The organism is Metabacillus sp. SLBN-84 (assembly GCF_053629595.1).
In genome coordinates, this window is record NZ_JBRJIP010000001.1 from 1857859 (window position 1) to 1880484 (window position 22626).

The 22626-nt window shown below is 45.2% G+C and carries 25 protein-coding genes and 2 pseudogenes; 22 read left to right on the forward strand and 5 right to left on the reverse strand.

Features of this window, described 5'->3' with window-relative positions:
- Positions 1–118 precede the first annotated feature (118 nt).
- The gene (metA, locus tag RKD52_RS09480) at positions 119–1027 is read right to left on the reverse strand and encodes a homoserine O-acetyltransferase MetA (protein WP_454099512.1); all 909 of its coding nucleotides are present in this window, start codon (positions 1025–1027) and stop codon (positions 119–121) included.
- 139 nt (positions 1028–1166) lie between these two features.
- On the opposite strand from metA, the gene RKD52_RS09485 reads away from it, so the two are divergent.
- From RKD52_RS09485 to RKD52_RS09560, 16 genes and pseudogenes are all read left to right on the forward strand, one after another.
- Positions 1167–2843: a formate--tetrahydrofolate ligase gene (locus RKD52_RS09485; RefSeq protein ID WP_454101180.1), complete on the forward strand. Its 1677-nt coding sequence runs from the start codon at positions 1167–1169 to the stop codon at positions 2841–2843.
- Positions 2843–3343, forward strand: coding sequence for a hypothetical protein (locus RKD52_RS09490; protein ID WP_454099513.1), 501 nt, complete (start codon positions 2843–2845; stop codon positions 3341–3343). Before RKD52_RS09485 ends, RKD52_RS09490 begins: the two co-directional genes overlap by 1 nt.
- A gap of 2 nt (positions 3344–3345) precedes the next feature.
- Positions 3346–3829: pseudogene (locus tag RKD52_RS09495) on the forward strand (glutathione peroxidase).
- Positions 3830–3886: 57 nt separating this feature from the next.
- Positions 3887–4750: an amidohydrolase family protein gene (locus RKD52_RS09500; protein ID WP_454099514.1), complete on the forward strand. Its 864-nt coding sequence runs from the start codon at positions 3887–3889 to the stop codon at positions 4748–4750.
- 59 nt (positions 4751–4809) lie between these two features.
- A complete protein-coding gene (locus RKD52_RS09505) occupies positions 4810–5658 on the forward strand; it encodes a DegV family protein (protein WP_454099515.1) in 849 nt (282 codons plus the stop codon).
- A 13-nt stretch (positions 5659–5671) separates the two neighbouring features.
- Positions 5672–6322, forward strand: coding sequence for an HD domain-containing protein (locus RKD52_RS09510; protein WP_454099516.1), 651 nt, complete (start codon positions 5672–5674; stop codon positions 6320–6322).
- Between the two features lie 79 nt (positions 6323–6401).
- Complete coding sequence (locus RKD52_RS09515; RefSeq protein ID WP_454099517.1) at positions 6402–7526, forward strand: conserved virulence factor C family protein; 1125 nt, start codon at positions 6402–6404, stop codon at positions 7524–7526.
- Between the two features lie 148 nt (positions 7527–7674).
- Positions 7675–8379, forward strand: coding sequence for a class I SAM-dependent methyltransferase (locus RKD52_RS09520; protein WP_454099518.1), 705 nt, complete (start codon positions 7675–7677; stop codon positions 8377–8379).
- Between the two features lie 31 nt (positions 8380–8410).
- The gene (gene map, locus RKD52_RS09525; RefSeq protein ID WP_454099519.1) at positions 8411–9157 is read left to right on the forward strand and encodes a type I methionyl aminopeptidase; all 747 of its coding nucleotides are present in this window, start codon (positions 8411–8413) and stop codon (positions 9155–9157) included.
- Positions 9158–9542: 385 nt separating this feature from the next.
- Positions 9543–11255 carry a dihydroxy-acid dehydratase gene (ilvD, locus tag RKD52_RS09530; protein WP_454099520.1) on the forward strand — a complete coding sequence of 571 codons (1713 nt, stop codon included), beginning with the start codon at positions 9543–9545 and terminating at the stop codon, positions 11253–11255.
- Between the two features lie 74 nt (positions 11256–11329).
- Positions 11330–11764, forward strand: coding sequence for a BrxA/BrxB family bacilliredoxin (locus RKD52_RS09535; protein WP_454099521.1), 435 nt, complete (start codon positions 11330–11332; stop codon positions 11762–11764).
- Between the two features lie 124 nt (positions 11765–11888).
- Positions 11889–12670: pseudogene (locus RKD52_RS09540) on the forward strand (class I SAM-dependent methyltransferase).
- A 27-nt stretch (positions 12671–12697) separates the two neighbouring features.
- On the forward strand, positions 12698–12823 hold the full coding sequence (locus RKD52_RS09545; RefSeq protein WP_454099522.1) for a YuzL family protein: 126 nt from the start codon (positions 12698–12700) through the stop codon (positions 12821–12823).
- Positions 12824–13108: 285 nt separating this feature from the next.
- Positions 13109–13696 (forward strand): YpjP family protein, encoded by a 588-nt coding sequence (locus tag RKD52_RS09550; protein WP_369734083.1) that lies wholly within the window; start codon positions 13109–13111, stop codon positions 13694–13696.
- 16 nt (positions 13697–13712) lie between these two features.
- Positions 13713–14237 carry a phosphatidylglycerophosphatase A family protein gene (locus RKD52_RS09555; protein ID WP_029280458.1) on the forward strand — a complete coding sequence of 175 codons (525 nt, stop codon included), beginning with the start codon at positions 13713–13715 and terminating at the stop codon, positions 14235–14237.
- Between the two features lie 178 nt (positions 14238–14415).
- A complete protein-coding gene (locus tag RKD52_RS09560) occupies positions 14416–15192 on the forward strand; it encodes a TerC family protein (protein ID WP_454099523.1) in 777 nt (258 codons plus the stop codon).
- Between the two features lie 46 nt (positions 15193–15238).
- Here RKD52_RS09560 and RKD52_RS09565 read toward each other — a convergent pair whose 3' ends face one another.
- Positions 15239–15394, reverse strand: a complete 156-nt coding sequence (locus RKD52_RS09565) for a hypothetical protein (RefSeq protein WP_454099524.1) — start codon at positions 15392–15394, stop codon at positions 15239–15241.
- A 145-nt stretch (positions 15395–15539) separates the two neighbouring features.
- On the opposite strand from RKD52_RS09565, the gene RKD52_RS09570 reads away from it, so the two are divergent.
- The 4 genes from RKD52_RS09570 to RKD52_RS09585 all read left to right on the forward strand — a co-directional run bounded on the left by RKD52_RS09570 (position 15540) and on the right by RKD52_RS09585 (position 18543).
- Positions 15540–16283: an anthrax toxin lethal factor-related metalloendopeptidase gene (locus RKD52_RS09570; RefSeq protein WP_454101181.1), complete on the forward strand. Its 744-nt coding sequence runs from the start codon at positions 15540–15542 to the stop codon at positions 16281–16283.
- A gap of 26 nt (positions 16284–16309) precedes the next feature.
- Positions 16310–17104: a thymidylate synthase gene (locus tag RKD52_RS09575; protein WP_454099525.1), complete on the forward strand. Its 795-nt coding sequence runs from the start codon at positions 16310–16312 to the stop codon at positions 17102–17104.
- Complete coding sequence (locus RKD52_RS09580) at positions 17101–17592, forward strand: dihydrofolate reductase (protein WP_454099526.1); 492 nt, start codon at positions 17101–17103, stop codon at positions 17590–17592. Before RKD52_RS09575 ends, RKD52_RS09580 begins: the two co-directional genes overlap by 4 nt.
- 225 nt (positions 17593–17817) lie before the next feature.
- On the forward strand, positions 17818–18543 hold the full coding sequence (locus RKD52_RS09585) for a lysophospholipid acyltransferase family protein (protein WP_369733648.1): 726 nt from the start codon (positions 17818–17820) through the stop codon (positions 18541–18543).
- Positions 18544–18564: 21 nt separating this feature from the next.
- On the opposite strand, the gene trhA is transcribed toward RKD52_RS09585, so the two are convergent.
- From trhA to RKD52_RS09600, 3 genes are all read right to left on the reverse strand, one after another.
- A complete protein-coding gene (trhA, locus tag RKD52_RS09590) occupies positions 18565–19206 on the reverse strand; it encodes a PAQR family membrane homeostasis protein TrhA (protein ID WP_454099527.1) in 642 nt (213 codons plus the stop codon).
- Complete coding sequence (locus RKD52_RS09595; protein WP_454099528.1) at positions 19190–20260, reverse strand: sigma 54-interacting transcriptional regulator; 1071 nt, start codon at positions 20258–20260, stop codon at positions 19190–19192. The genes trhA and RKD52_RS09595 overlap by 17 nt, the downstream gene beginning before the upstream one ends.
- Before the next feature lie 103 nt (positions 20261–20363).
- A complete protein-coding gene (locus tag RKD52_RS09600; protein ID WP_454099529.1) occupies positions 20364–20591 on the reverse strand; it encodes a hypothetical protein in 228 nt (75 codons plus the stop codon).
- Positions 20592–20702: 111 nt separating this feature from the next.
- On the opposite strand from RKD52_RS09600, the gene ilvA reads away from it, so the two are divergent.
- A complete protein-coding gene (ilvA, locus tag RKD52_RS09605) occupies positions 20703–21971 on the forward strand; it encodes a threonine ammonia-lyase IlvA (protein WP_454099530.1) in 1269 nt (422 codons plus the stop codon).
- A 90-nt stretch (positions 21972–22061) separates the two neighbouring features.
- Complete coding sequence (locus RKD52_RS09610) at positions 22062–22313, forward strand: DUF2535 family protein (RefSeq protein ID WP_454099531.1); 252 nt, start codon at positions 22062–22064, stop codon at positions 22311–22313.
- The last annotated feature ends 313 nt before the right edge of the window (positions 22314–22626 follow it).

Below are 22626 nucleotides of genomic sequence, written 5' to 3' on the forward strand. Positions count from 1 at the left end.
GCTTTTAAAAGCGTATCACAGGAATATTTACAAAATATAAAGATTAGATAAAAATTAAATTAAATTCACCTTAATTTTAACAAATAAAGCCAATTTGTGTGATGTTTTTTTCCATTTCTCATTCCCACTCGTAAGGCGTTTCCTGATACACGCAGTAGTTCAGCCAGTTCGCAAAAAGGAGATGGGCATGGGATTTCCACTTTTGAACAGGTTTTTCAGACGGATCGTTATTTGGAAAATAAGAGGCCGGAACTGCCGTCTGGAGTCCTTTAGCCCGGTCCCGCTCATATTCCTGTTTCAGGGTAAGGAGATCATATTCCGGGTGGCCGGTCAAAAAGACGTGCTTTGCATCCTTTGACGCTACAAGACATACGCCTGCTTCTTTCGATTCGCTTATAATGTCTAGTTCTTCAACTGCCGCAATATCTTGTCTCTTTATATCCGTATGCCGGGAATGCGGCACATAGTAGTGATCATCGAATCCGCGGACAATTTTTACAGAATCATTACAAATGACATGTTCGAATACACCGAAGCATTTTTCTTCCAGACTATATTTATTTACGCCGTAGTGATAGTAAAGTCCTGCCTGAGCACCCCAGCATATATGAAGAGTGGACGTGACATGCTTGTTTGTCCATTCAAAGATTTCCTTTAGTTCGTTCCAGTAGGAAACCTCTTCAAAAGGAAGGTGCTCGATCGGGGCGCCTGTTACAATCATTCCGTCAAACTTTTTGTGGCGGATCTTTGAAAAAGTTGTGTAAAACTGCTGCAGATGCTCTTCCTTCGTTGTTTTGGATGTATGGGTTTCAGGCCTCATAAATGTAATGTTCAGCTGAAGAGGGGAATTTCCAAGAAGCCTCAGCAGCTGTACTTCTGTTTTCTGTTTTTCGGGCATAATATTCAGGATCACAATGTTCAGCGGTCTGATATCCTGCTGATACGCTCGCTTATCGTCCATGACGAAGATGTTTTCTTTTTCAAGAATTTCTTTTGCGGGAAGGTCAGATGGAATATTTATAGGCATGAATGAACCTCAACTTTCTGTACATTTCAGAGTTTTCTCTATTATAGAAAGTTTGGAATAATAATTCAATTTGCTTTTGTGTTACAATTGTGCGTGAAATCAATCTATTAAGCAGAAAGTAGGGCGCTGTGTGCTAAAAATGAAACATAAATCAGACATCGAAATCGCTCAGGAAGCTGCGATAAAACCAATACAGGAAATTGCGGGAAAACTTGATATTTTAGAAGATGAACTGGAGCAATACGGAAAATATAAAGCGAAACTGTCACTTGACCTTCTTAAAAGAAAGCAGGATGCTCCGGACGGGAAAATCATCCTTGTTACCGCCATTAATCCGACACCTGCCGGAGAAGGCAAATCGACGGTAACAGTGGGCCTTGGCCAGGCGCTGAATCTGCTTGGGAAAAAAGCAGTTATTGCTATGAGAGAGCCTTCACTCGGTCCGACGATGGGAATTAAGGGGGGAGCTGCAGGCGGGGGCTATTCACAAGTTATTCCGATGGAGGACATCAACCTGCATTTCACTGGAGACCTTCATGCCATTACAACGGCAAACAATGCTTTGTCAGCTTTACTTGACAATCATATTCATCAGGGAAATGAAAAAGGGATTGATCCAAGAAGGATTACGTGGAAGCGGGTCATGGATTTGAATGACCGGGCACTCCGAAATGTCATTGTCGGTCTTGGAGGCCCTGTTAACGGAACTCCGAGAGAGGATCATTTTGACATAACGGTCGCATCGGAAATTATGGCCATTCTCTGTCTTGCATCAGGTCTTGGCGATTTAAAGAAAAGACTTGCTGAGATCGTTGTAGGATTTACATACAGCAAGGAGCCGGTCACAGTCGGAGAGCTTGGATTCGAGGGAGCGCTTGCGCTCTTGCTGAAAGACGCCCTGAAGCCTAACCTCGTTCAGACGCTTGAACATACGCCCGCGATCATTCACGGCGGCCCGTTTGCAAATATCGCCCACGGCTGCAACAGCCTTCTCGGAACAAAAATGGCTGCCAAGCTTGGCGATTATGTTGTAACAGAAGCTGGATTTGGAGCAGATCTCGGCGCAGAGAAGTTTCTCCACATTAAAACACGGGCAGGAGGATTTGAACCTGCCGCAGTAGTCATCGTAGCGACCGTCCGGGCTCTTAAAATGCACGGCGGAGTAAATAAGGACCAGCTCCAGGAGCCTGATAAAGAAGCGATGCTTGCAGGAGCATCGAATCTTGCAAAACATATTGAATCCATCCAGCAGTTTGGGCTGCCATATACGGTTGCCATTAACCGTTTTACATCCGATGCCGATGAAGAAATCGATGCGCTCCTTACCTGGTGCGCAGACCATTCCCATCCTGCAGCTCTTTCCGAAGTATGGGGAAAAGGCGGCGCAGGTGGAATTGAACTTGCTGAAAAAGTCATTCAGACGATTGCAGAAAACAAAAATCAGTTTTCGCATTTGTATGAGCTTGCCGACAGTATTGAAGCCAAAGTTGAAAAAGTGGCAAAAACCGTTTACGGGGCAAAAGCGGTGGAATTTTCGTCAAAAGCCAAAAAGCAGCTTAAGGAGTTTGACGGGTACGGCTGGTCCCATCACCCTGTTTGTATGGCAAAAACCCAGTATTCACTTTCTGATCAGCCTGAACTGATCGGAAGGCCGGAAGATTTCACGCTTACGATTAGAGAGCTGAAGCCTTCAATTGGAGCGGGGTTCATCGTATGCTTAACAGGGGATATTATGACAATGCCCGGACTCCCGAAAAAGCCTGCGGCACTCGGCATGTCGGTAGATGCAGACGGGAAAGCGGCAGGGCTGTTCTGATGTTTGATCCGACTGCATTTGATAACTTAAAAACGGTTCTTGAAGGTGCTGTTTACGACGCGGATCTTGACGGCAGCATTTCAGTCACAGGCAGAAAGGATCTTGTAGACCTTGCGGCGATGTCAAGGGTGTATGAGATTCAATTTCAGCTGAAAGAATCAAAGGGTGCAGCTGCGGTATTCAGGCTCGCCATGAGCCTCCCGGAGCTTTCTGGGGAGCTGATGAAAACCAATGATGTACATTCGTGCGAGATTGGCCTCACTTTTCATGAAACAGCAGCAGAAGAGTATACGTTTGCTAAACGAATGATTGAAGAAGACTGGGGGGTCAACTTTAAAGTGCGTCATCAGGTGATGTATGATGTACCGTTTAAAGAGTACAGCCATGCTTATCACGTTCAGTTCGGGCGGAGCATAAGCGAGGATCATGTGGATGATCTGATGGCAATGACAGAGCATGCTATCACAACTCTCGAAAAAATAGTTGAAGGAGGAAGTTGATTTTGAGTATTTATGATCTTCATGTAAAAACAATTGGCGGCGATGATAAATCAATGGATGCATTCCGCGGAAAAGTGCTTGTGATTGTGAATACGGCGAGCAAATGCGGATTCACTCCGCAGTACAAAGCGCTGCAGGAACTTTACGAACGGTATCAGCCGGAGGGGCTTGAAATCCTTGGCTTTCCGTGCAATCAGTTTATGAGCCAGGAACCTGGGACAGAAGAAGACATTAAAAGCTTTTGCGAATTGAACTATGGCGTTTCTTTTACCAATGTTCGCTAAAGTCGATGTAAATGGCCCGAAGGCTCATCCGCTGTTTACCCATCTGACAAATGAAGCACCGGGCCTGCTCGGTTCAAAGGCTGTGAAATGGAATTTTACTAAGTTTCTCGTAGATCGTAACGGAAAAGCTGTTGAACGCTTTTCTCCCAATACAGACCCAAAAGAAATGGAAGAAACGATTCAGAAGCTGCTGCAGCAGTAAATTCGCCGGAAAGAAGCCAATAGAGGCTTCTTTTCGTTTATAAAGGAGGAATGAGCAGTGAAAATCATTGATGCCCATATTCACATTTCAGAGATTCAAAGCTTCAGGCAAACAGGGGATGACGTTTCTTTTGTGGATTATTCCCTGAAAGGGCTGCAGAAAGAATATGAAGATGCCGGAGTTGTAGCTGCCATTGCCATGGGTGTGACAGAAACAGCCGGCGGAGCTTTTCCGGATAAAGCTGCACAAACACCAATGGGAGTCGACCTTGATGGAAATGTGCCCAAGAATTTTTTCGTCTGTCAGGGAATTAATCCGTATAAGCTCAGCGAAGAAAACCTGCTGATGCTCGAGAAATCCCTCCAGCACCCCCAGACGGCCGGGATTAAAATTTATCTGGGATACTATCCTTTTTATGCCTATGACAAAGTGTACGGACCAGTTTATGAGCTTGCAGAAGCATTCAGCCTTCCGGTTGTTTTTCATACGGGCGATACCTATTCAGAGAGAGGTCTTCTCAAATACAGCCACCCTCTCACTCTTGATGAAGTGGCAGTTGAACACCGGAATATCCAGTTCATGATGGCGCATCTTGGAGACCCCTGGGTGCTTGACGGTGCTGAGGTCATTAACAAAAACCACAATATGCATGCTGATTTATCCGGACTGCTTGTCGGAACGGACAAGACCATTGCCGCCAAAAAGAATACGAGGTTCTTTGATCACCTCATTCATGCGCTTTCCTACTGCGATCACTACGACAGACTTTTATTTGGGACAGACTGGCCGCTAATAGGAATTAAGCCATACATTGACCTGTTCAGCGAACTGATTCCGGAGGAACATCACGGGCTCTTCTTCTACGATAACGCCCTGCGTCTATTTCCAAAATTAAATGAGTTTTTAATAGAGGAATCCTAAACTCTTTCGACTAATACTAAGAATAGGGGTTTGAAAGCTTAAAGAGAAAGGGGAATACGATGATGGGGAGAAAAATTGCATGGGTAACAGACAGCACGGCAAGCATTGATCAGGAAATCAGGGATCACCCCGACATATACTGGGTGCCTCTCCTTGTATGCATTAATGGAGAAGACTACTTGGACGGTGTGACTCTTGCACCGGAAGAATTATATCCGCTTCTTAAAAAACCTGAAAATGCCATTACCACATCACAGCCGCCGCCTGGCGCTTTTGCAGAGCTTTACAGGAAGCTTGCAGAAGACTATGACGAAGTGATTTCCATCCACCTGTCAAGTCTTCTCAGCGGTACCTACTCTTCTGCTGTTCAGGCAGCAGGCGAAGCAGAAATACCGGTTACGGTTATTGATTCGCTTATTTTGACTGAACCACTGACAAGGATTGTGAAAGCTGGCGTTCTCATGCACGAAAAAGGCATGGAGACGGAACAAATCGTTACAGAGCTTGAGAGTCTTAAGGAGAAACACCATACATACGTGCTGATCGGGGACCTTACAAGACTTCACAAGAGCGGAAGAATGACCGGAACTCAATATTATCTTGGAAGTCTTTTAAACATTCAGCCAATTATCCGCATTAAGTCAGGGTCGCTTTCTACCGAAGAAAAAGTCAGGTCTGAAAAGAAAGCGTTTCAGTATATAGCAGGTCAAATCAAAAAAGGCAGTCAAACACATTCAATCCGCGAAATTGCGGTGATGTTTACCTCAAAACGCGACAAGGCCGACCGCCTGCATGACACGCTTGTGAAAGAATTTCCCAAAATTCCGGTCAAGCTTGTGCCGCTTTGCACAACAATCGGTGTTCATACAGGCGAAGACGTAGCCGGCGTATCCTGGTTCCAAGAATAGGAAGTGTCTTAAATTGAAAGAAATTATTGAAAACATCGAACGCACCGTAAAGGATCGCCTGAAAAAAGAAGGCACAGGCCACGACTGGCACCATATTGAAAGAGTAAGAAGGACGGCTGTTAATCTAGCGAAAAAATACGCGTGCAGCCAATCTGTTGTTGAACTTTCTGCTCTCCTTCATGATGTGATTGACGAAAAGCTGTCAGATGATATCCGGATGAGTACCGAAGAAGTCGCAGCCCTGCTTGAAAGGGAAGGACTCGATCAGTCGTCTATCAGTGACATTCTGGCAGTTATTACTTCCATTTCATTTAAGGGGGGCAACAGGGAAAAGGTTTCTTCCATTGAAGCGCAGATCGTCCAGGATGCCGACAGGCTTGATGCTATGGGGGCAATAGGAATAGCAAGAGTCTTTTCCTACGGAGGATCAAAAGGCAGCCTCATTCATGATCCGGACATGCCTGTCAGGAGCAGCATGACTGAAAAAGAATACCGCTCGGATCGTTCTACGTCCATCAATCATTTTTACGAAAAACTCCTGAAGCTGAAAGATCTCATGAATACAGAGGAAGGAAGGGTTCTGGCCCTTCAGCGCCATCAATTTATGGTTGCCTATCTCAAGCAATTTTACCTTGAATGGGAAGGGCCCGGAAGGAACTCGTGACGTGCGGTTTCTCTAAATGGCAAGAGCAATTACAGCTATGTTAGAATGGATGCAGACACGAAACAAGGAGTGACATGGCTTGAATATTAAATCAATTGAACCGACACCGAGCCCAAATACGATGAAAGTCATTTTGGATGAGGAGCTGCCGGGCGGGAAAAGCAGCAATTATAAGCCTGAAACAGCTGAAGGTGCACCCGGCGTCATCCAGGAGATCCTCAAAGTGGAAGGCGTTAAAGGCGTATATCACGTGGCGGATTTCCTGGCAGTAGAACGCAATGCCAAATTCGACTGGAAAGAGATTCTTCCCAAAGTCCGTGCTGCATTCGGCGAAGAGACGGAAGATAAAGCTGATTCCAGCTCAAAAATCAATGATCATTTCGGCGAGGTCAATGTCCACGTTCAGATGTTCAGCGGCATCCCGATGCAGGTAAAGCTTTCTGACGGCGAGACAGAAAAGAGGTTCGGACTTCCCGAGCGTTTTCAAAAAGCTGTTCTTGCTGCGCAGCAGAACGCTGACAATGTTGTGCTTGAAAGAAAGTGGAAGGAACAGGGAGTAAGGTATGGCGACTTTGATGAAATTGGAAAAGACGTCACTGAAGAGCTGCAGGCAGCCTATACAGAAGAGCGGCTGACAAAGCTTACAGAAGCTCTTTTGAAAAAGGACAAGTCTGAACCGGTTCCAGCCCGCAAATCATACACGGTGACAGAGGACATGCTCGAGGATCCGGAATGGACAGTGCGCTATGCGCATCTTGAGCAAATGGATCCAAAGGAGAGCGATCTCCCTGTTTTAAATAAAGCATTATCAGATGAAAAGGCCTCAATCCGGAGACTTGCTGCTGTATATCTCGGCATGATCGAGGAGCCTTCTGTGCTTCCTTACCTGTATAAAGCCCTGAAAGACAAATCGGTTACCGTTCGCAGAACCGCCGGCGACTGCCTATCAGACATCGGTGACCCTGCAGCGATGGAAGAAATGATGCTTGCCCTTAAAGACAAAAACAAGCTCGTCAGATGGCGTGCAGCCATGTTCCTATATGAAGTCGGCGATGAGCGCTCATTGAGCGCACTAAAAGAGGCCGAAAACGATTCTGAATTCGAGGTCAGTCTTCAAGTGAAAATGGCCATTGAACGAATTGAAGGCGGAGAAGAGGCAAAAGGCTCCGTCTGGAAACAGATGACAGAAAGCAGACAGCAATAAGACGGCTGAAAGACTAAATCACTTAGTGGATTTAGTCTTTTTGCAGAGTTTTTTTCTAAGATGGAAAGACCCATTCTAAGACTTTGGCCATATTATTTTAGCGAGGTTTCTTAGCGATTGATGAAAAAACGATGGGGGAAAATCTCATATGCCGAATAAGACAAAAGAAGCATTTGACCGACTTGCAAGGATCTATGAAACCGAAACGGACAGTCTTTATAATACAGATTATGAAAGGCCTGCTATGATGGCTAATATTCCTGAAAACCTGAACGGCTCGAGTATTCTTGATGCCGGCTGTTCTGCCGGCTGGTATTCGGATCAGCTGCAAAAAAGAGGAGCGCAGGTGACGGGCGTTGATATCAGCCCCAATATGATTGAAGCGGCCATCAGGAAAACGGGAGGGCGTGCAAAAATGATCTGTCACGACCTCTCAGAGACTCTTCCTTTTGCTGATGCCTCATTTGACGGCATTGTGAGTTCACTTACGCTTCATTACTGTAAAGACTGGAAGCCTGTATTAAGCGAATTTTCCAGAGTTCTAAAACCATCAGGCTGGCTTCTTTTTTCCACTCACCATCCATTTATGGACTGGAAACTGTTTGAGTGCAAGAACTATTTCAGCGAAGAACTTTTGCATGATACCTGGAAAAAGTCAGGTCAGACATTTGATGTGAGTTTTTACAGAAAACCTCTGGAAAAAATCGTCACGGAAACGAGCCGTTTTTTTTCAATAGATGAACTGATTGAACTTAAGCCTGCTGAAAGTTTCTATGAAAAAAATCCTGCAAACTATGAATATTTAACGAATAACCCTCATTTTATAATGATTAGGGCAACTGCAAGATCATAAGAAGAGGACCAATTCCAAGAGGAGACGTTCGATGATTATTTTAAAAAGCGAAAGAGAAATCAGCCGGATGCACGAAGCGGGAAAGCTGCTTGCTTCGTGCCATAAAGAGGTTTCAAAGCTTTTGAAACCCGGTGTAACGACACTTGAGATTGATTCCTTCGTGGATAAGTACCTTGCCGACCACGGAGCGGTGCCTGAGCAGAAAGGCTATAAAGGCTACGAGTTTGCCACGTGTGCATCGATTAATGATGAAATCTGCCACGGCTTCCCGAGAAATCAGCCTTTAAAAGACGGTGATATTGTAACGGTCGATTTTGTCGTGAATGTAAACGGTGCTCTAGCAGACTCGGCGTGGACACATGCAGTAGGAAATGTATCTGATCAGGCGCTGAAATTAATGGATGTCACAAAAACGGCCATGTATAAAGGGATTGAGCAGGCAGTGATCGGCAACAGGCTTGGTGATATCGGCCACGCCATTCAAACATATGCAGAAGGTGAATCCTTTTCAGTGGTGAGAGATTTCACTGGTCACGGCATTGGACCGGCGATGCATGAGAAACCGACCGTGCTGCATTACGGAATGCCCGGAAAAGGCCTCAGACTCAGGGAAGGAATGGTCATTACCATTGAACCGATGGTGAATGAAGGAACATGGTATTCAAAAATGGACGACAACGGGTGGACTGCCCGGACAGTGGACGGAAAACTTTCAGCCCAATATGAGCATACTGTGGCCATTACGAAAGATGGGCCACTTATTTTGACAGAACATTAAGCGATTTCCAGATGGAGATCGTTATTTTTTTGCCTCTTAGAAAATCTATTTGAAGCAATTTTTAATAAATACAGATACTTGAAGTTATTGTGCTCTGTATAGTGCCTTTTAGATTCTGAGGGGAATAAAGCAGATAGGTAATGACCCTTCATGAAGATCAGCATGTTCTGAAGGGAACAAACCAAAGCGTTAGAACTTCTGGAATACAGTCTCAAGGGCATTACCATCTATCTAAGCTAAGGCACCCTTCCATCAAATCACATCACGTTATGGATCTGAAAAAACTTCAAGCTATTTTATTTTTGTAAATTATTCGAATATTGTTGAAATACGGCAGAATTCGGACTATAGTATATAACAATACCAATTTAATGGGGTGATGTAAGTGAGCAAAAAAGATTTGAGAATCAAGAGTAAAGTAATCAGCGACGATATGAAACGAATGCCGAATCGTGCCATGCTTCGTGCGGTTGGGTTGAAAGATGAAGATTTCCAGAAACCGATGATCGGCATCGCCTCTACATGGAGCGAAGTAACTCCATGTAATATACATATTGATAAACTTGCCCAGCTGGCTAAAAAAGGCGTAAACACTGCAGGCGGCGCAGGCATGATTTTCGGCACAATTACGGTTTCTGACGGCATTTCAATGGGTACAGAAGGCATGCGCTATTCACTGCCGAGCCGCGACGTGATTGCGGACTCTATTGAAACGGTAGTCGGAGCTGAAAATCTCGATGCATTTGTTGCCATTGGGGGCTGTGATAAAAACATGCCCGGATGCATGATCGCCATCGCACGCGCTGAAGTGCCGGCGGTATTCGTATATGGGGGCACGATTAAACCGGGCCGCTTAAATGATAAAGATATTGACATTGTATCTGCGTTTGAAGGCGTCGGAAAATTCAACAACGGAGACATCGACAAAGACGGTCTGCACCAAATTGAATGTCATGCATGCCCTGGCGCAGGTTCTTGCGGAGGCATGTACACGGCGAATACGATGGCATCTGCAATCGAAGCGATGGGAATGAGTCTGCCGGGCAGCTCTTCAAACCCGGCTGAAACAGAAATGAAGCAAAATGACTGTTATGAGGCTGGACAAGCCGTATACCGCATGCTTGAGCAGGATATTTACCCGAAAGACATCATGACGAAAAAAGCATTTGAAAATGCGATTACGGTCGTGATGGCGCTTGGAGGATCAACAAATGCCATTCTTCATCTCATGGCCATTGCCCATTCAATCAATGTAGAACTATCGCTTGAGGATTTTGAGCGTCTGCAGCGCAAAGTGCCTCATATAGCAGATTTGAAGCCGAGCGGAAAATATGTCATGCAGGATCTGCACGAAGCAGGCGGAGTACCTGCTGTTATGAAGCTTTTACTTGAAGCAGGGCTTCTGCACGGAGACTGTCTGACAGTAACAGGAAAAACAGTAGAAGAAAACCTGCGTGAAATGGAAGGCCTGAGAGAAGGACAGGACGTCATCTATCCTCTTGAGCAGGCATTGAGAAAAGACGGGCCGCTTGTGATTCTGAAAGGGAACTTATCGCCAAGCGGGGCGGTTGCAAAAGTTTCCGGTCTGAAAGTAACGAAAATGACAGGGCCTGCAAAGGTATTTGATACAGAGATTGAAGCGACAGAAGCTGTGATGTCAAACGAAGTGACCGCAGGTGATGTGCTTATTATCCGCTATGAGGGCCCTAAAGGCGGACCGGGTATGCCTGAGATGCTGTCCCTGTCATCCATCATTGTCGGCAAAGGCCTTGGAGAGAGCGTAGCACTGCTGACAGATGGCCGCTTTTCCGGCGGGACTCATGGTCTTGTAGTCGGGCACATTACGCCTGAAGCACAGGTCGGCGGACCGATTGCCCTTGTGAAAAATGGTGATCTTATTACGGTTGACAGCGATAAGCGTGAACTTCATCTGCATGTGTCGGATGAAGAGCTTGCTGAAAGAAAAGGTTCATGGAGCGCTCCTCCTCTCAGAAACCGCGGTGTCCTCGGCAAATATGCAAGAACCGTTTCCTGTGCATCACAGGGTGCGGTGACAGATGCATTTGAAGAGGCAAAAGAACCTGCCAAAACCCGCTGAGGGCCCGTCTGTTGAATTGTCATTCCACCTGTAGTATTCTTTTACTACATGCGAAGGCTTAGGAGGAATGACAAATGTCAATGGCATATGAAGAATACATGCGTCAAATGGTGAAACCAATGCGTGCAGAGCTTACAAATGCAGGGTTTCAGGAATTAACGGCTGAAGAAGATGTGAAAGCGTTTATGGAGAAGGCACAAGGCACGACTCTTGTAGTAGTCAACTCTGTCTGCGGCTGTGCAGCAGGACTTGCAAGACCGGCTGCAACTCAGGCGGTTATGCAGGCTGAAAATGCGCCGGACCACCTTGTGACGGTGTTTGCAGGGCAGGACAAAGAAGCTACGGCTGCAATGAGAGGCTACTTTGAAGGGTACGAACCATCTTCTCCCTCAATGGCGCTTTTAAAGGGAGATAAAGTTGTTCACTTTATCCCTCGTCATGAAATCGAAGGAAATACTATCGAGAACATTATGGAAAATCTTCTCAGCGCCTTTGACTCAGCTAAATAAGGATTATCGGGATGCCTGGAAGCAGGCATCCCTTTGTCATGACTTGAAAATGGCGCATCTGCAATCCAAGGGGTCCTGTCCAGAAGAAACGGGCACCCGCGCTTTAAATGGGAGGTGAAAGCCTGTGATTGTCACAACCGCCGGAAGGACGAATCCTTCGATGATCCGGCTTGCAGAAGGAATAGCAAATGACCTGAAGGCAGCTTATATCAGCCGGAAGAAACAGTCCGTACAGACGCTGTCAGAAGAGCACGGAGATGTGCTCGTGGTCGGAAAGAACAGGCTGGAATGGCATAAAAGAGGAGGAGCGGAGCCGTTTTTCTTTCATCCCAATTCAGCCATGTTCAGACTCAAGAGGCTTCAAAAAGGAGAGCATGATCCCCTTATTGTAGCAGCTGATCTGAAACCGGGTGACACGTTTTTGGATTGCACGCTTGGTCTTGGCTCTGACAGCATCACAGCAAGCTATGCAGTCGGATCAAAAGGGAACGTAACAGCAGCAGAAGCGAATCCGCTCGTAGCATATCTCGTAGAAAAAGGACTTGAAACGTGGGAAACGGGAGTGGATGAGTTTGATTACTGCATGCGGAGAATACAAGTCAAAAGCGGGAATCATCTTGATCTGCTGAAGGGACTGGATGCGAATTCTTTCGATGTCGTTTACTTCGATCCCATGTTTGAAGAAGCAATCACAGAATCTGATGGGATCGGACGATTGAGGTCGCTGAGCGAGTATTCTCCAATTGCGGAAGACACGATAAAGGAAGCCAAACGGGTTGCCGCAAAAAGGGTTGTTTTAAAGGATCATTGGAAAAGCCCGTCATTTGACGAGCTCGGCTTTCAGGTTTTATTAAAAGAAAATCAGCTAAATTTCATTATGGTGTGATAGAAACAAAAGATCTGTGAAAAATAGGATGAGGAGGTGCTCATCCAATGTCAAAACAAAAAAGCGATCCATCTAAATCACAGCTTGGTTCACCTGAAACTGAAGGACAGGGAACAACGGCTTCAGAAGCAGGAAGAAAACAATCTTCTGCATCCAAAAAGCAAAAGCGTTAAAACGAAAAAGCTCATGGCAGATGCCATGAGCTTTTTTCAGTCCGTAATTTCAGTGAAAATAAAATAAGCCAGTGTCACGAATGATGCAATAATAAAGACGGATTCCATTCTGATTCACTCCAAACACTCTAGGTTTTTATTTCCAGCTTCTCCTTTAGTTTAAACGTTTTCATTTGGATTTAAAACCATTAGAAGGTCGCTTTTTCAAAAAAATTCTATAAATAAAGAATTTATTTATGATAGAATAATAGTATTATAGGAAGACTTGGAGGAAGACACGGCATGATGAACAAATGGATGCGTAAAACGCTTGTCATCTTATTCACTATTGCAACCTTCGGAATGGTTGCTCCTCCGGCAGCCCTGACAGTTGAGGACCGCTCATCTGAAGATTCTTCCGTTAAATTAAATGCACCGCCAAAACCCGTATATGCTGATGAAACCGCTTACTGGCAGGTTCCGTCCAAAGAAGAGTACATTTCCTCTTTTTTAGAAGCGGCGGAAAACCAGTCTTTTCAGAAATTCGGAGACAAAATCGGAATGAAAATCGAGGATGAATTCAGGCAGATCATTCTTCCGAAAATGGAAGAAGCCATCAGGGAGTATGCTGAAGACTATTCGGATGAGGACATCAGGGATTTAGTGATTTCCAAAAAACCTGCTGATGGAAAAGGCGAAAAAATCTTTCACCTGTATAACAAAGAAACCGGTGAGGACATCTTAAGATTTCACGTTCGCCGCGACCACCCTCCAAAGCAGGGATACTGGTTTAACTTTCATTACCACACGCACCATGATTCTTTTCAGAAGCATCACGAACTTGGAAGCATCTACTGGAATCAGAATATGCCTCCAAACTGGATGACACATTAAAGGGGTGCAATGTCTAGTGGGCAAATACACGATTGATGAAATGGTGAAAACAACAAAAGAAATGCTGTATGACAGGGGCGTGGCGCTGACTGATATCGCAGAGATCGTCATGACGCTGCAGAAGAAATATATCCCTGATATTACACTTGAAGATTGTGTTGAAAACGTAGAGAGAGTTCTGAACAAGAGGGAAATTGTCCATGCCGTCCTCACGGGGCTGGCGCTGGATCAGCTGGCGGAGCAGAATCTGCTGCCGCAGCCGCTTCAGCATCTTGTTGAAACGGACGAACCGCTCTACGGCATCGATGAAATCATTCCGCTTTCCATCGTGAATGTGTACGGCTCCATAGGCTTGACCAATTTCGGATATCTGGACAAAGAAAAGTTCGGCATTATTAAAGCGCTTGATGAACATGGCGGAAACCGCGTCAATACCTTTCTCGATGATCTTGTGGCCGCACTTGCCGCAGCCGCAGCAAGCCGGATGGCTCATAGAGCACGGGACATAGCGGACGGCCGCGATGCAAAAGCCACAGTATAAAAAATGTGCACCTCTTAGGTGCATATTTTTTTTGAAACCTTTTCCGGGCTCATCCGTATTAAGTTAGGCAGACAGCTTAAAAGAGTCTTTTTCATGAAGAAAAGTGAAAATACTTAACAAGCAATCTATTTTTCAGTATAATGAAAAAGTTAATGTGAAGTTTAGGAGGAAATGGAAAATGGCAATTTTGGAAGGCATGCTTGAAACATACGCACTTTTTTTTGATTGGGATATGTGGGTTAAGGTACTTACAGATCCGGTTTCCTGGGGACTAATTGGAACACTGATTATTCTCGAAGGTCTTTTATCAGCAGATAATGCTCTGGTACTGGCTGTTATGGTTAGACATTTGCCTGAAGAACAGCGCAAAAAAGCTTTATTCTATGGTTTGCTCGGAGCATACATCTTCCGTTTCATCGCCATTGGCGTCGGGGTATTCCTGATCAAACTATGGTGGGTAAAAATATTAGGTGCAGCATATCTTGCATGGCTTGCAATTAAATATTTCATGGATAAACGAAAAGAAAATGCCGAAGGTGAAGAAGAGCACGGCGGAATCAATAAAAACGGCCTGCTTATCCGTCTTTTCGGTACGTTCTGGGGTACAGTTGTTGCAGTCGAATTAATGGATATCGCGTTCTCTGTAGACAGCGTTCTTGCGGCATTCGGCGTCAGCGAAGAAGTTTGGGTTCTTCTTCTTGGAGGAATTTTCGGCGTGCTTATGATGCGTGGAGTAGCCGGTGTATTCCTGAAACTGATTGACAAAGTACCTGAGCTTGAAACAACAGCCTACATTCTTATTGCTCTGATTGCAGTTAAAATGGGTCTGGCTGTAGCACACATTCACATTGAGCACTCTGTATTCTTCATCGTCATCCTTGTGATGTTTGCAGGTACATTCGCTCTAAACTATTTCCGCAAAAAATCAAGCCACAGCAACAGCACTGGCTTATAATCTTCAAAGTGAAAAGCTGCATTCGTGCGGCTTTTTTATTTGGTTTTTATCCCAAGAAGAGCATTGAAAACAGCGCAATCAATCCAATCGAAGTAAGACCGTCAAGGACCATGTAGCTCTTTAACGTCATGACTTCAATGACTTCTTCTGTCAGCTGCTGCCTTTCTCTGTATGGAATTCTCCGGTTTATTAGCATCCTCATCAAAATCACCTAATTTCCATGATAATTTCCATCATATGGCGGAATTGCCGTAAAAGTGACAGGACAGAGAATATGGGAAGGGTGTATTCAATATGTTACTATTTTCATAAGGATATAGAACGGATAAAGGAGGTATACATATGTGATGAAACGATATCTTATTTTGGCAAGCCTCTCCATTACAGCAGCGTTTGCCTTCTATTCCTATACATCCGTAAGTATCCCCTCCGGTCAGCTTCTGAAAGAACATCCTCTTATTCTGGAAACATCAGCGATACCTGCAGGCTCCCCGCTGAACGAAATGGTCTATTTGCCGGAACAAAGCATCAAGGAGCAGGAAGCAGAAAAGATGCTGAAAAACCTTCATCATATCCATCCTGCCATTCTCAATGCTGCAAAGGAGCAAGGTGTGGTCATTAAGCTGTTCGAAGGGAAATTGACCGAAGAAAAAGGGCTTAAGCATCTGGATGGATTAACACCAAAGGGGCGCAGTGAAGAAACAGGCTGGGAAAGCGTTCCGGGCATGACAGAGGATAACAGAGTGTACGTGAAGATCGGCATGAGCGAATACGGTATGGGACATGGATCGGTGTCACTTGAACTGCACGAATTTGCCCATGCTGCAGATCTCAACGTTTTCTCCCGGGTCAGAAGCAATCCGCTTTATTTGAATATATGGAAAAAAGAAGCCGGCATGCTGTTTTCTGACCAAACCTATTTCACAAGGTTTCCGGAAGAATATTTTGCCGAGATCTTTGCGATGTATTATCACAGCAGGGAGACAAGAATAAAGCTGAAAGAAATGGCGCCGCTTTCTCATCAGTTTATCGCAAATCTTTATAAATCAACGGTAGAAAACGGGACAGACTTCCGATACAATTATCACTAGTATGAAAACGAAGGAAGTGTCTTTAAATGAAGCAATATTTGGATTTATGCAAGCATGTTCTTTCAAATGGAACGGTGAAAGAAGACCGGACAGGCACCGGAACAATCAGTACGTTCGGTTACCAAATGAGATTCGACCTAAGCGAAGGATTCCCTCTTCTGACAACGAAAAAGCTTCACTTAAAATCCATTATTCACGAATTGATCTGGTTTTTGAGGGGAGATACGAACGTAAAGTATCTTCAGGATAACGGAGTGCGCATCTGGAACGAGTGGGCTGATGAAAATGGCGAACTCGGCCCTGTTTACGGACGCCAATGGCGCTCGTGGGAAGGTGCAGACGGGGAAACAGTGGATCAGATTGCAAAGCTGATTGATCAGATTAAAACCAACCCTGATTCAAGACGGCTGATCGTGAGCGCGTGGAACCCGGCAGATGTCGACAAGATGGCACTGCCGCCATGCCACTGTTTTTTTCAGTTTTATGTAAACGACGGAAAGCTATCGTGCCAGCTTTATCAGCGGTCAGCTGATGTCTTCCTCGGCGTACCGTTCAACATTGCCTCATACGCGCTGCTGACGATGATGGTGGCCCATGTGACGGACCTGGAGCCGGGTGAATTTGTTCATACCTTCGGGGATGTTCATATCTACAAAAATCACCTTGAACAGGTCGATCTGCAGCTGACGCGCGATGTCAGAAAGCTGCCGAAAATGAAGCTCAATCCGGACGTGAAATCGATCTTTGATTTTACATTTGAAGATTTCACACTTCAAGACTATGAACCTCATCCGCATATTAAAGGGGCTGTCAGCGTATGATTTCGATGATTGTCGCAATGGATGAAAATCATCTCATCGGACGCAACAATGATCTGCCGTGGCGAATACCCGCAGACCTCGCCTACTTTAAAAAGGTGACGCTCGGACATCCGGTCCTGATGGGGCGGAAAACCTTTGAATCAATCGGCAAACCTCTTCCGGGAAGAGAAAATATCATTCTGACACGGAATAGACAGTATTCTCAGGAAGGCACAAAGGTCATTCATGAGCTGGGTGATGTGCTAGGTGATCAGTCACTTAATGAGAAGAATCTGTTCATCATCGGCGGAGCAGAAATCTTCAAAGAATGCCTGCACCTTGCAGACAGGCTGTATATAACGAAGATTCATGATACGTTTGAAGGCGATACATTTTTCCCGGAATTTAAAGAAGAAAATTACCGTGTCATCAGCCGTGAAAAAGGGCCAAAAGACGAGAAGAATCCGTATGATTATGAATTTATTATTTATGAAACATCAAAAGCGTAAGCGCCAAGGCCCGCTCCGATAGGCAGAACAAATCCGGCGGAAAAGTCCTGGTTTGATTTTTTTGACGGATTTGTTCTGACAGAGGATCTAGGCGCTGGAGCTGGACGAAGATAACTTTGTTATTGTTATACACAGACTTTAATTCGTTATAATTTCAATAACAGTGAAAAAAGCCTCCCGTATAATAGGGAGGCTTCTTATCGGGACATCAGGAGGAACAATCAAATGATCAGAATGTTAGTGACGGTTTTGTACGGGATTGGCTATCTAATCTGCAGCCTGCCGGAACTCAGCCGTGTGAAAAAGCTTGACCCGCGCCTTTCCGTCGAAAAAAGAGACGAAGCGGCGCACACACTCCCTAAAAACTGGGCAGCATCGTTAATCAGGTCTTCAGGTTCTAAGGTGAAGGTAGAAGGAGAACATAACATGCCCGACGGTCCCGTCCTCATTGTGAGCAACCATCAAAGCAATTTTGATATACCGGTTTTAATGAGTTCGCTTAAAAAACCGGCAGGATTTCTCTCGAAAACAGAGGTGAAAAAACTGCCCCTTCTTCCCAAATGGATGGAAGTCATGAACTGTATTTTTGTTGACCGCAAAAATAAACGCCAGGCTCTGCTGTCTTTGAAAGAAGGAAGCGAAAAACTGAAAGAGGGCCACTCCCTGATTATTTTTCCGGAGGGAACAAGAAGCAAAGGGGACGATCTGGCCGAATTTAAAACAGGTGCTCTCCGAATGGCTGCAGGAGCGGGGGTTCCGATTGTGCCGGTTGCGATTGACGGAACGTATGACATTATGGAAAAACAGGGCGGATGGAGATTTAAGCCGTCCCAAGTCAAAGTCATTGTCTGCAAGCCGGTTCAGGCCGAGGACTATACAGGCCGTGACTTAAAAACAACGGCTGAAGAACTAAGGCAGACCATTGCAAAAACACTCAGGAATCCCTCCTGAGTGTTTTTTTTGAACGGAAATTTAAATGAACGGTACATCTGTGACATAAAACAAAACACAGAAGAACATAGCGGCACTGCCTGCAAGAACAAATCCGTGCCAGATTGCATGGTGGTAGGGGATCTTCCTCCATACGTAGAAGACAGCGCCGATTGTATAGAGCAGACCTCCTGCCAGCAGCAGTCCGAAGCCTTCAGGGCTTAAATAGGCATATAAAGGCTTAATCGCAACAATGATCAGCCAGCCCATCAGAATGTATGCAAGTGTTGAAAGGATGATAAATCGCTTTACAAAAAAGATCTTCAGCACAATGCCTGCAATCGCAAGACCCCATACAATGCCGAGCAGCGTAAATCCAAGCGTTCCACGGAGAGGAACAAGAAGAAATGGAGTATACGTTCCGGCGATCAGCAGATAGATGGCCGAGTGATCCAGTATTTCAAAGACATCCTTTGCCTTTCTGTGCGGAATGGCATGGAGAAGGGTAGAGAACAAGTAAAGCAGGATCATCGTTGCCCCAAAAATGGAAAAGCTGACAACGTGCCACGCATCTCCGTATTTAGCGGCAAAGATAATCAGGTAAACGAGAGCCGGGATGCTTAGAAGCACACCGATTCCATGGGTGATCGCATTTGCAATTTCTTCTTTAATCGAGTATTCCATCTTTAGCTGCCTCCTTTTGAATCGTTTCAAGGTTCTGACTCAGTGACTGAAGAAAATCAAGGCCTTCAAGCGTTATTTTAGTGCCTGCGCGGCCGCGGCCCTTTGTCACATACTCATTTCTTTCAAGAAAATCCAGTCTGTGCCTGACCTGCTGAGGTGTAAGCGGGTTTTTTGTCTGTTTGCTGCTGTCGGAGATGGTTCTCCTGCTGGCAGGGTCCCCGTCTTCATTTGAATCCCGGATCGACTCGAGAATAAACAGGTATTCCTGCTTATCCATCATCGTTAAGGGCTTATCTTTTGTCTTCTTGGGTTCTTTTTTGCTTTCCGTCTCCTTTGAAAGAAAGGGATCCTTCGGAAGATCATGCAGCTGAATGGATCTGCCGTCGCAAACCGTAAGCAAGTAGTCCATCGTGTTTCTGAGTTCAAGAATATTGCCGGGCCATGAATAGCCCAAAAGAATTTCACTGACCGTCTTATCAATGCGCACCTCATGCCCTCTTTCCTTTATAAAAAAGGCAGAGAGAAGCGGGATGTCCGTCTTTCGCTCGCTTAATGGAGGAAGTGTCAGTCGGAGCACATTCACATGATAATAAAAATCCTGACGAAGAGTTCCATTTTCTACAAGAGCTTTTAAATCCTGAGAAGAAGAAACAATGATCCGGATGTCTGACGGAACGGAAGGTGAAGACCCTGTTCTTTTTGTTTGCTTTGTCTGAAGGACTCTCAGAAGCTGAGCCTGAAGGTCCAGGCTTAAACCTGAGATTTCATGAAGGAAAACAGTTCCTCCATCTGCAGATTCGATCAGACCGCTCCTTTGATCTGAGCCGAAAAGCTCTTCATAAAGAGCAGCTTCAGAATATGTACTGCAGTTAACAGAAGCGTAAGGGCGGGAGGATCTCTCAGAAGCCAGATGTATCGCGTGTGCAAATGTTTGCTTGCCGCTTCCTACGGGGCCTTCAAGCATGACAGGCAGATCAGCCGCAGCCATTTTTTTGGCAAGTGATTTTTTTTCAATAAACAGAGGGTGTTCGCCGATTAATTTTTCAAGTGTCATATGTTTGCTCCTCGAATGTTCTAATTGGTTTCATTATAACACCCAATTGCAACTAAATGGAACCAATAAAAACATCTTTACAGAATATTAATAAAAATGCAAGCTATTGCTCCAGCGTTTTAAGATTTTCAAGCATGTATGTAAACTGCTTTGGATTTTCAAATTGAGATTCCGTCCAGTTCAGCCTGATCCACTCTTTCAGTTCCTGCACGGAGTTAAATACTTCCCCGCTCGTATCCTCTTTCCGGATCATATACCGGCCGTTATCTGCGTCTGCTGTGACCAGGCATGGAATGGCACTGCCTGCTGATTTCAGTTCAAATTCCATCATAAACCCTCCAATGTTAAATAATTGTGTGAATTTTTTAATAATAACTTTTAATTTTGAATATTCATGATATAATGTTTCAATTAAACTCCAGATGCAGAAAGGATTTTCCGAATGAAACAAATGATGAATCTTGAACCCGCACTTCATGTGGCTGACATCCTAAAGGCGCACCATTTGTTAAAGGATGTAATCGTCCACACGCCTCTCCAAAAAGACGAGCGTCTTTCTGAAAAATATGAGTGCAGCGTTTATTTGAAAAGAGAAGACCTTCAGATTGTCCGATCATTTAAATTAAGAGGGGCATACAACAAGATCAAGCAGCTCTCAGAACAGGAAACGGCTAACGGTATTGTTTGTGCAAGCGCCGGGAATCATGCACAGGGCGTTGCCTATTCCTGCAAACAGCTGAACATTCACGGCAAAATCTTTATGCCGTCAACCACGCCGAGGCAGAAGGTTTCACAGGTGGAGCTTTTTGGCCGCGGGCACATTGAAATCATTCTCACAGGCGACACGTTTGATGATTCTTACAAAAAAGCGAGAGAGTGCAGCGAGGCCGAAGGAAGATCCTTCATCCATCCGTTTGACGATCTCGACGTGATAGCAGGACAGGGTACGATTGCCCTTGAAATTTTGAATGACGCAGATGCTGAGATGGACTACGTGTTTGCGAGCATCGGGGGCGGCGGCCTGATCTCAGGCGTCGGCAGTTATTTTAAGCAGGTTTCCCCAGGCACGAAGATCATCGGCGTTGAGCCGGAGGGAGCTCCGTCATATGCGGAATCCATTTCAGCCGGCAAAGTGGTTGAGCTTGATAAAATTGATAAATTTGTAGACGGAGCTGCAGTAAAAAGAGTAGGAGACAGCAATTTTTCCATCTGCAGGTCCGTTGTGGATGACACGGTTCTTGTTCCGGAAGGCAAAGTGTGCACGACCATTCTCAGCCTCTACAATGAAAATGCGATCGTAGCGGAGCCTGCCGGTGCCCTGCCGATTGCCGCCCTGGACTTCTGCCGTGACCAGATTAAAGGAAAAAACATTGTCTGCATCGTAAGCGGAGGGAACAACGACATAGGACGGATGCAGGAAATGAAAGAGCGGTCGCTTATGTACGAAGGCCTGCAGCATTATTTTATTGTCAACTTCCCGCAGCGTGCAGGCGCACTCAGAGAATTTCTGGATGAAGTCCTCGGCCCGGATGATGACATTTCAAGATTTGAATATACAAAGAAAAACAACCGTGACAGCGGCCCTGCATTTGTAGGGATTGAACTGAAAAAAAGGGAAGATTACAGCGGCCTTATCGAAAGAATGAACCGCAAAGGATTCCCGTACACAGAAGTGAAAAAAGACAGCAGCCTGTTCCATCTTTTCATCTGAAAAATTTCATCCTTCCTGACACAATTAGACAGATTTCTTAAAGCCGTTGGGGTATAATATAAGAAACGGGTGAAAAAGAGGATTGATAACTTGTTATTCAAAAGCCTAGAGTTCAAGCTGTTAAATGGACATAAGGTAAAGATCACAGATATTCCAGTATTGGAGGAAGATAATCAATACCGATTTCTCGTTCAAAGCCGTCTGCAGTCCTTCCTGACAAAGATTACTGCAAAACCGAAACCAAACGCTGTTTACTCATTTAAAGACTACTTAAAAAGAACCGTCAAATGGACCGATTATGAAGCCATCTATCAGCCAGTCACATTAAAGCATAATGCATAGCACAAGAGCGCATGCCCCGGGCATGCGCTCTTTCATTTTGCCTGGGGGGAAGAGGAGTGTGCCATGCGATGCGGCATACAAGCCAGTGAATCTTCCCCTGCGAAACCGAGAAGCGATTTGAGAGAGTAAGTAAATGCTCGAATCGTACCCTCGGATATCGAATCTCGATTTGAGAGGGTAAGCAAATGCCCGAATCGTACCCTGGGATATCGAATCTCGATCTGGGAGGGTAAGCAAATGAGTAAATCGTACCCTCGGATATCGAATCGCGATCTGGGAGGGTAAGCAAATGCCCGAATCGTACCCTGGGATA

Bases quoted from the DNA above. Each gene is read 5' to 3' on its own strand.
- metA (WP_454099512.1), bottom strand. From the start codon at position 1,027: ATGCCTATAAATATTCCATCTGACCTTCCCGCAAAAGAAATTCTTGAA.
- RKD52_RS09485 (WP_454101180.1), top strand. From the start codon at position 1,167: ATGAAACATAAATCAGACATCGAAATCGCTCAGGAAGCTGCGATAAAA.
- RKD52_RS09490 (WP_454099513.1), top strand. From the start codon at position 2,843: ATGTTTGATCCGACTGCATTTGATAACTTAAAAACGGTTCTTGAAGGT.
- RKD52_RS09505 (WP_454099515.1), top strand. From the start codon at position 4,810: ATGATGGGGAGAAAAATTGCATGGGTAACAGACAGCACGGCAAGCATT.
- RKD52_RS09520 (WP_454099518.1), top strand. From the start codon at position 7,675: ATGCCGAATAAGACAAAAGAAGCATTTGACCGACTTGCAAGGATCTAT.
- map (WP_454099519.1), top strand. From the start codon at position 8,411: ATGATTATTTTAAAAAGCGAAAGAGAAATCAGCCGGATGCACGAAGCG.
- RKD52_RS09535 (WP_454099521.1), top strand. From the start codon at position 11,330: ATGTCAATGGCATATGAAGAATACATGCGTCAAATGGTGAAACCAATG.
- RKD52_RS09545 (WP_454099522.1), top strand. From the start codon at position 12,698: ATGTCAAAACAAAAAAGCGATCCATCTAAATCACAGCTTGGTTCACCT.
- RKD52_RS09550 (WP_369734083.1), top strand. From the start codon at position 13,109: ATGAACAAATGGATGCGTAAAACGCTTGTCATCTTATTCACTATTGCA.
- RKD52_RS09560 (WP_454099523.1), top strand. From the start codon at position 14,416: ATGGCAATTTTGGAAGGCATGCTTGAAACATACGCACTTTTTTTTGAT.
- RKD52_RS09565 (WP_454099524.1), bottom strand. From the start codon at position 15,394: ATGAGGATGCTAATAAACCGGAGAATTCCATACAGAGAAAGGCAGCAG.
- RKD52_RS09570 (WP_454101181.1), top strand. From the start codon at position 15,540: ATGAAACGATATCTTATTTTGGCAAGCCTCTCCATTACAGCAGCGTTT.
- RKD52_RS09575 (WP_454099525.1), top strand. From the start codon at position 16,310: ATGAAGCAATATTTGGATTTATGCAAGCATGTTCTTTCAAATGGAACG.
- RKD52_RS09580 (WP_454099526.1), top strand. From the start codon at position 17,101: ATGATTTCGATGATTGTCGCAATGGATGAAAATCATCTCATCGGACGC.
- RKD52_RS09585 (WP_369733648.1), top strand. From the start codon at position 17,818: ATGATCAGAATGTTAGTGACGGTTTTGTACGGGATTGGCTATCTAATC.
- trhA (WP_454099527.1), bottom strand. From the start codon at position 19,206: ATGGAATACTCGATTAAAGAAGAAATTGCAAATGCGATCACCCATGGA.
- RKD52_RS09595 (WP_454099528.1), bottom strand. From the start codon at position 20,260: ATGACACTTGAAAAATTAATCGGCGAACACCCTCTGTTTATTGAAAAA.
- RKD52_RS09600 (WP_454099529.1), bottom strand. From the start codon at position 20,591: ATGATGGAATTTGAACTGAAATCAGCAGGCAGTGCCATTCCATGCCTG.
- ilvA (WP_454099530.1), top strand. From the start codon at position 20,703: ATGAAACAAATGATGAATCTTGAACCCGCACTTCATGTGGCTGACATC.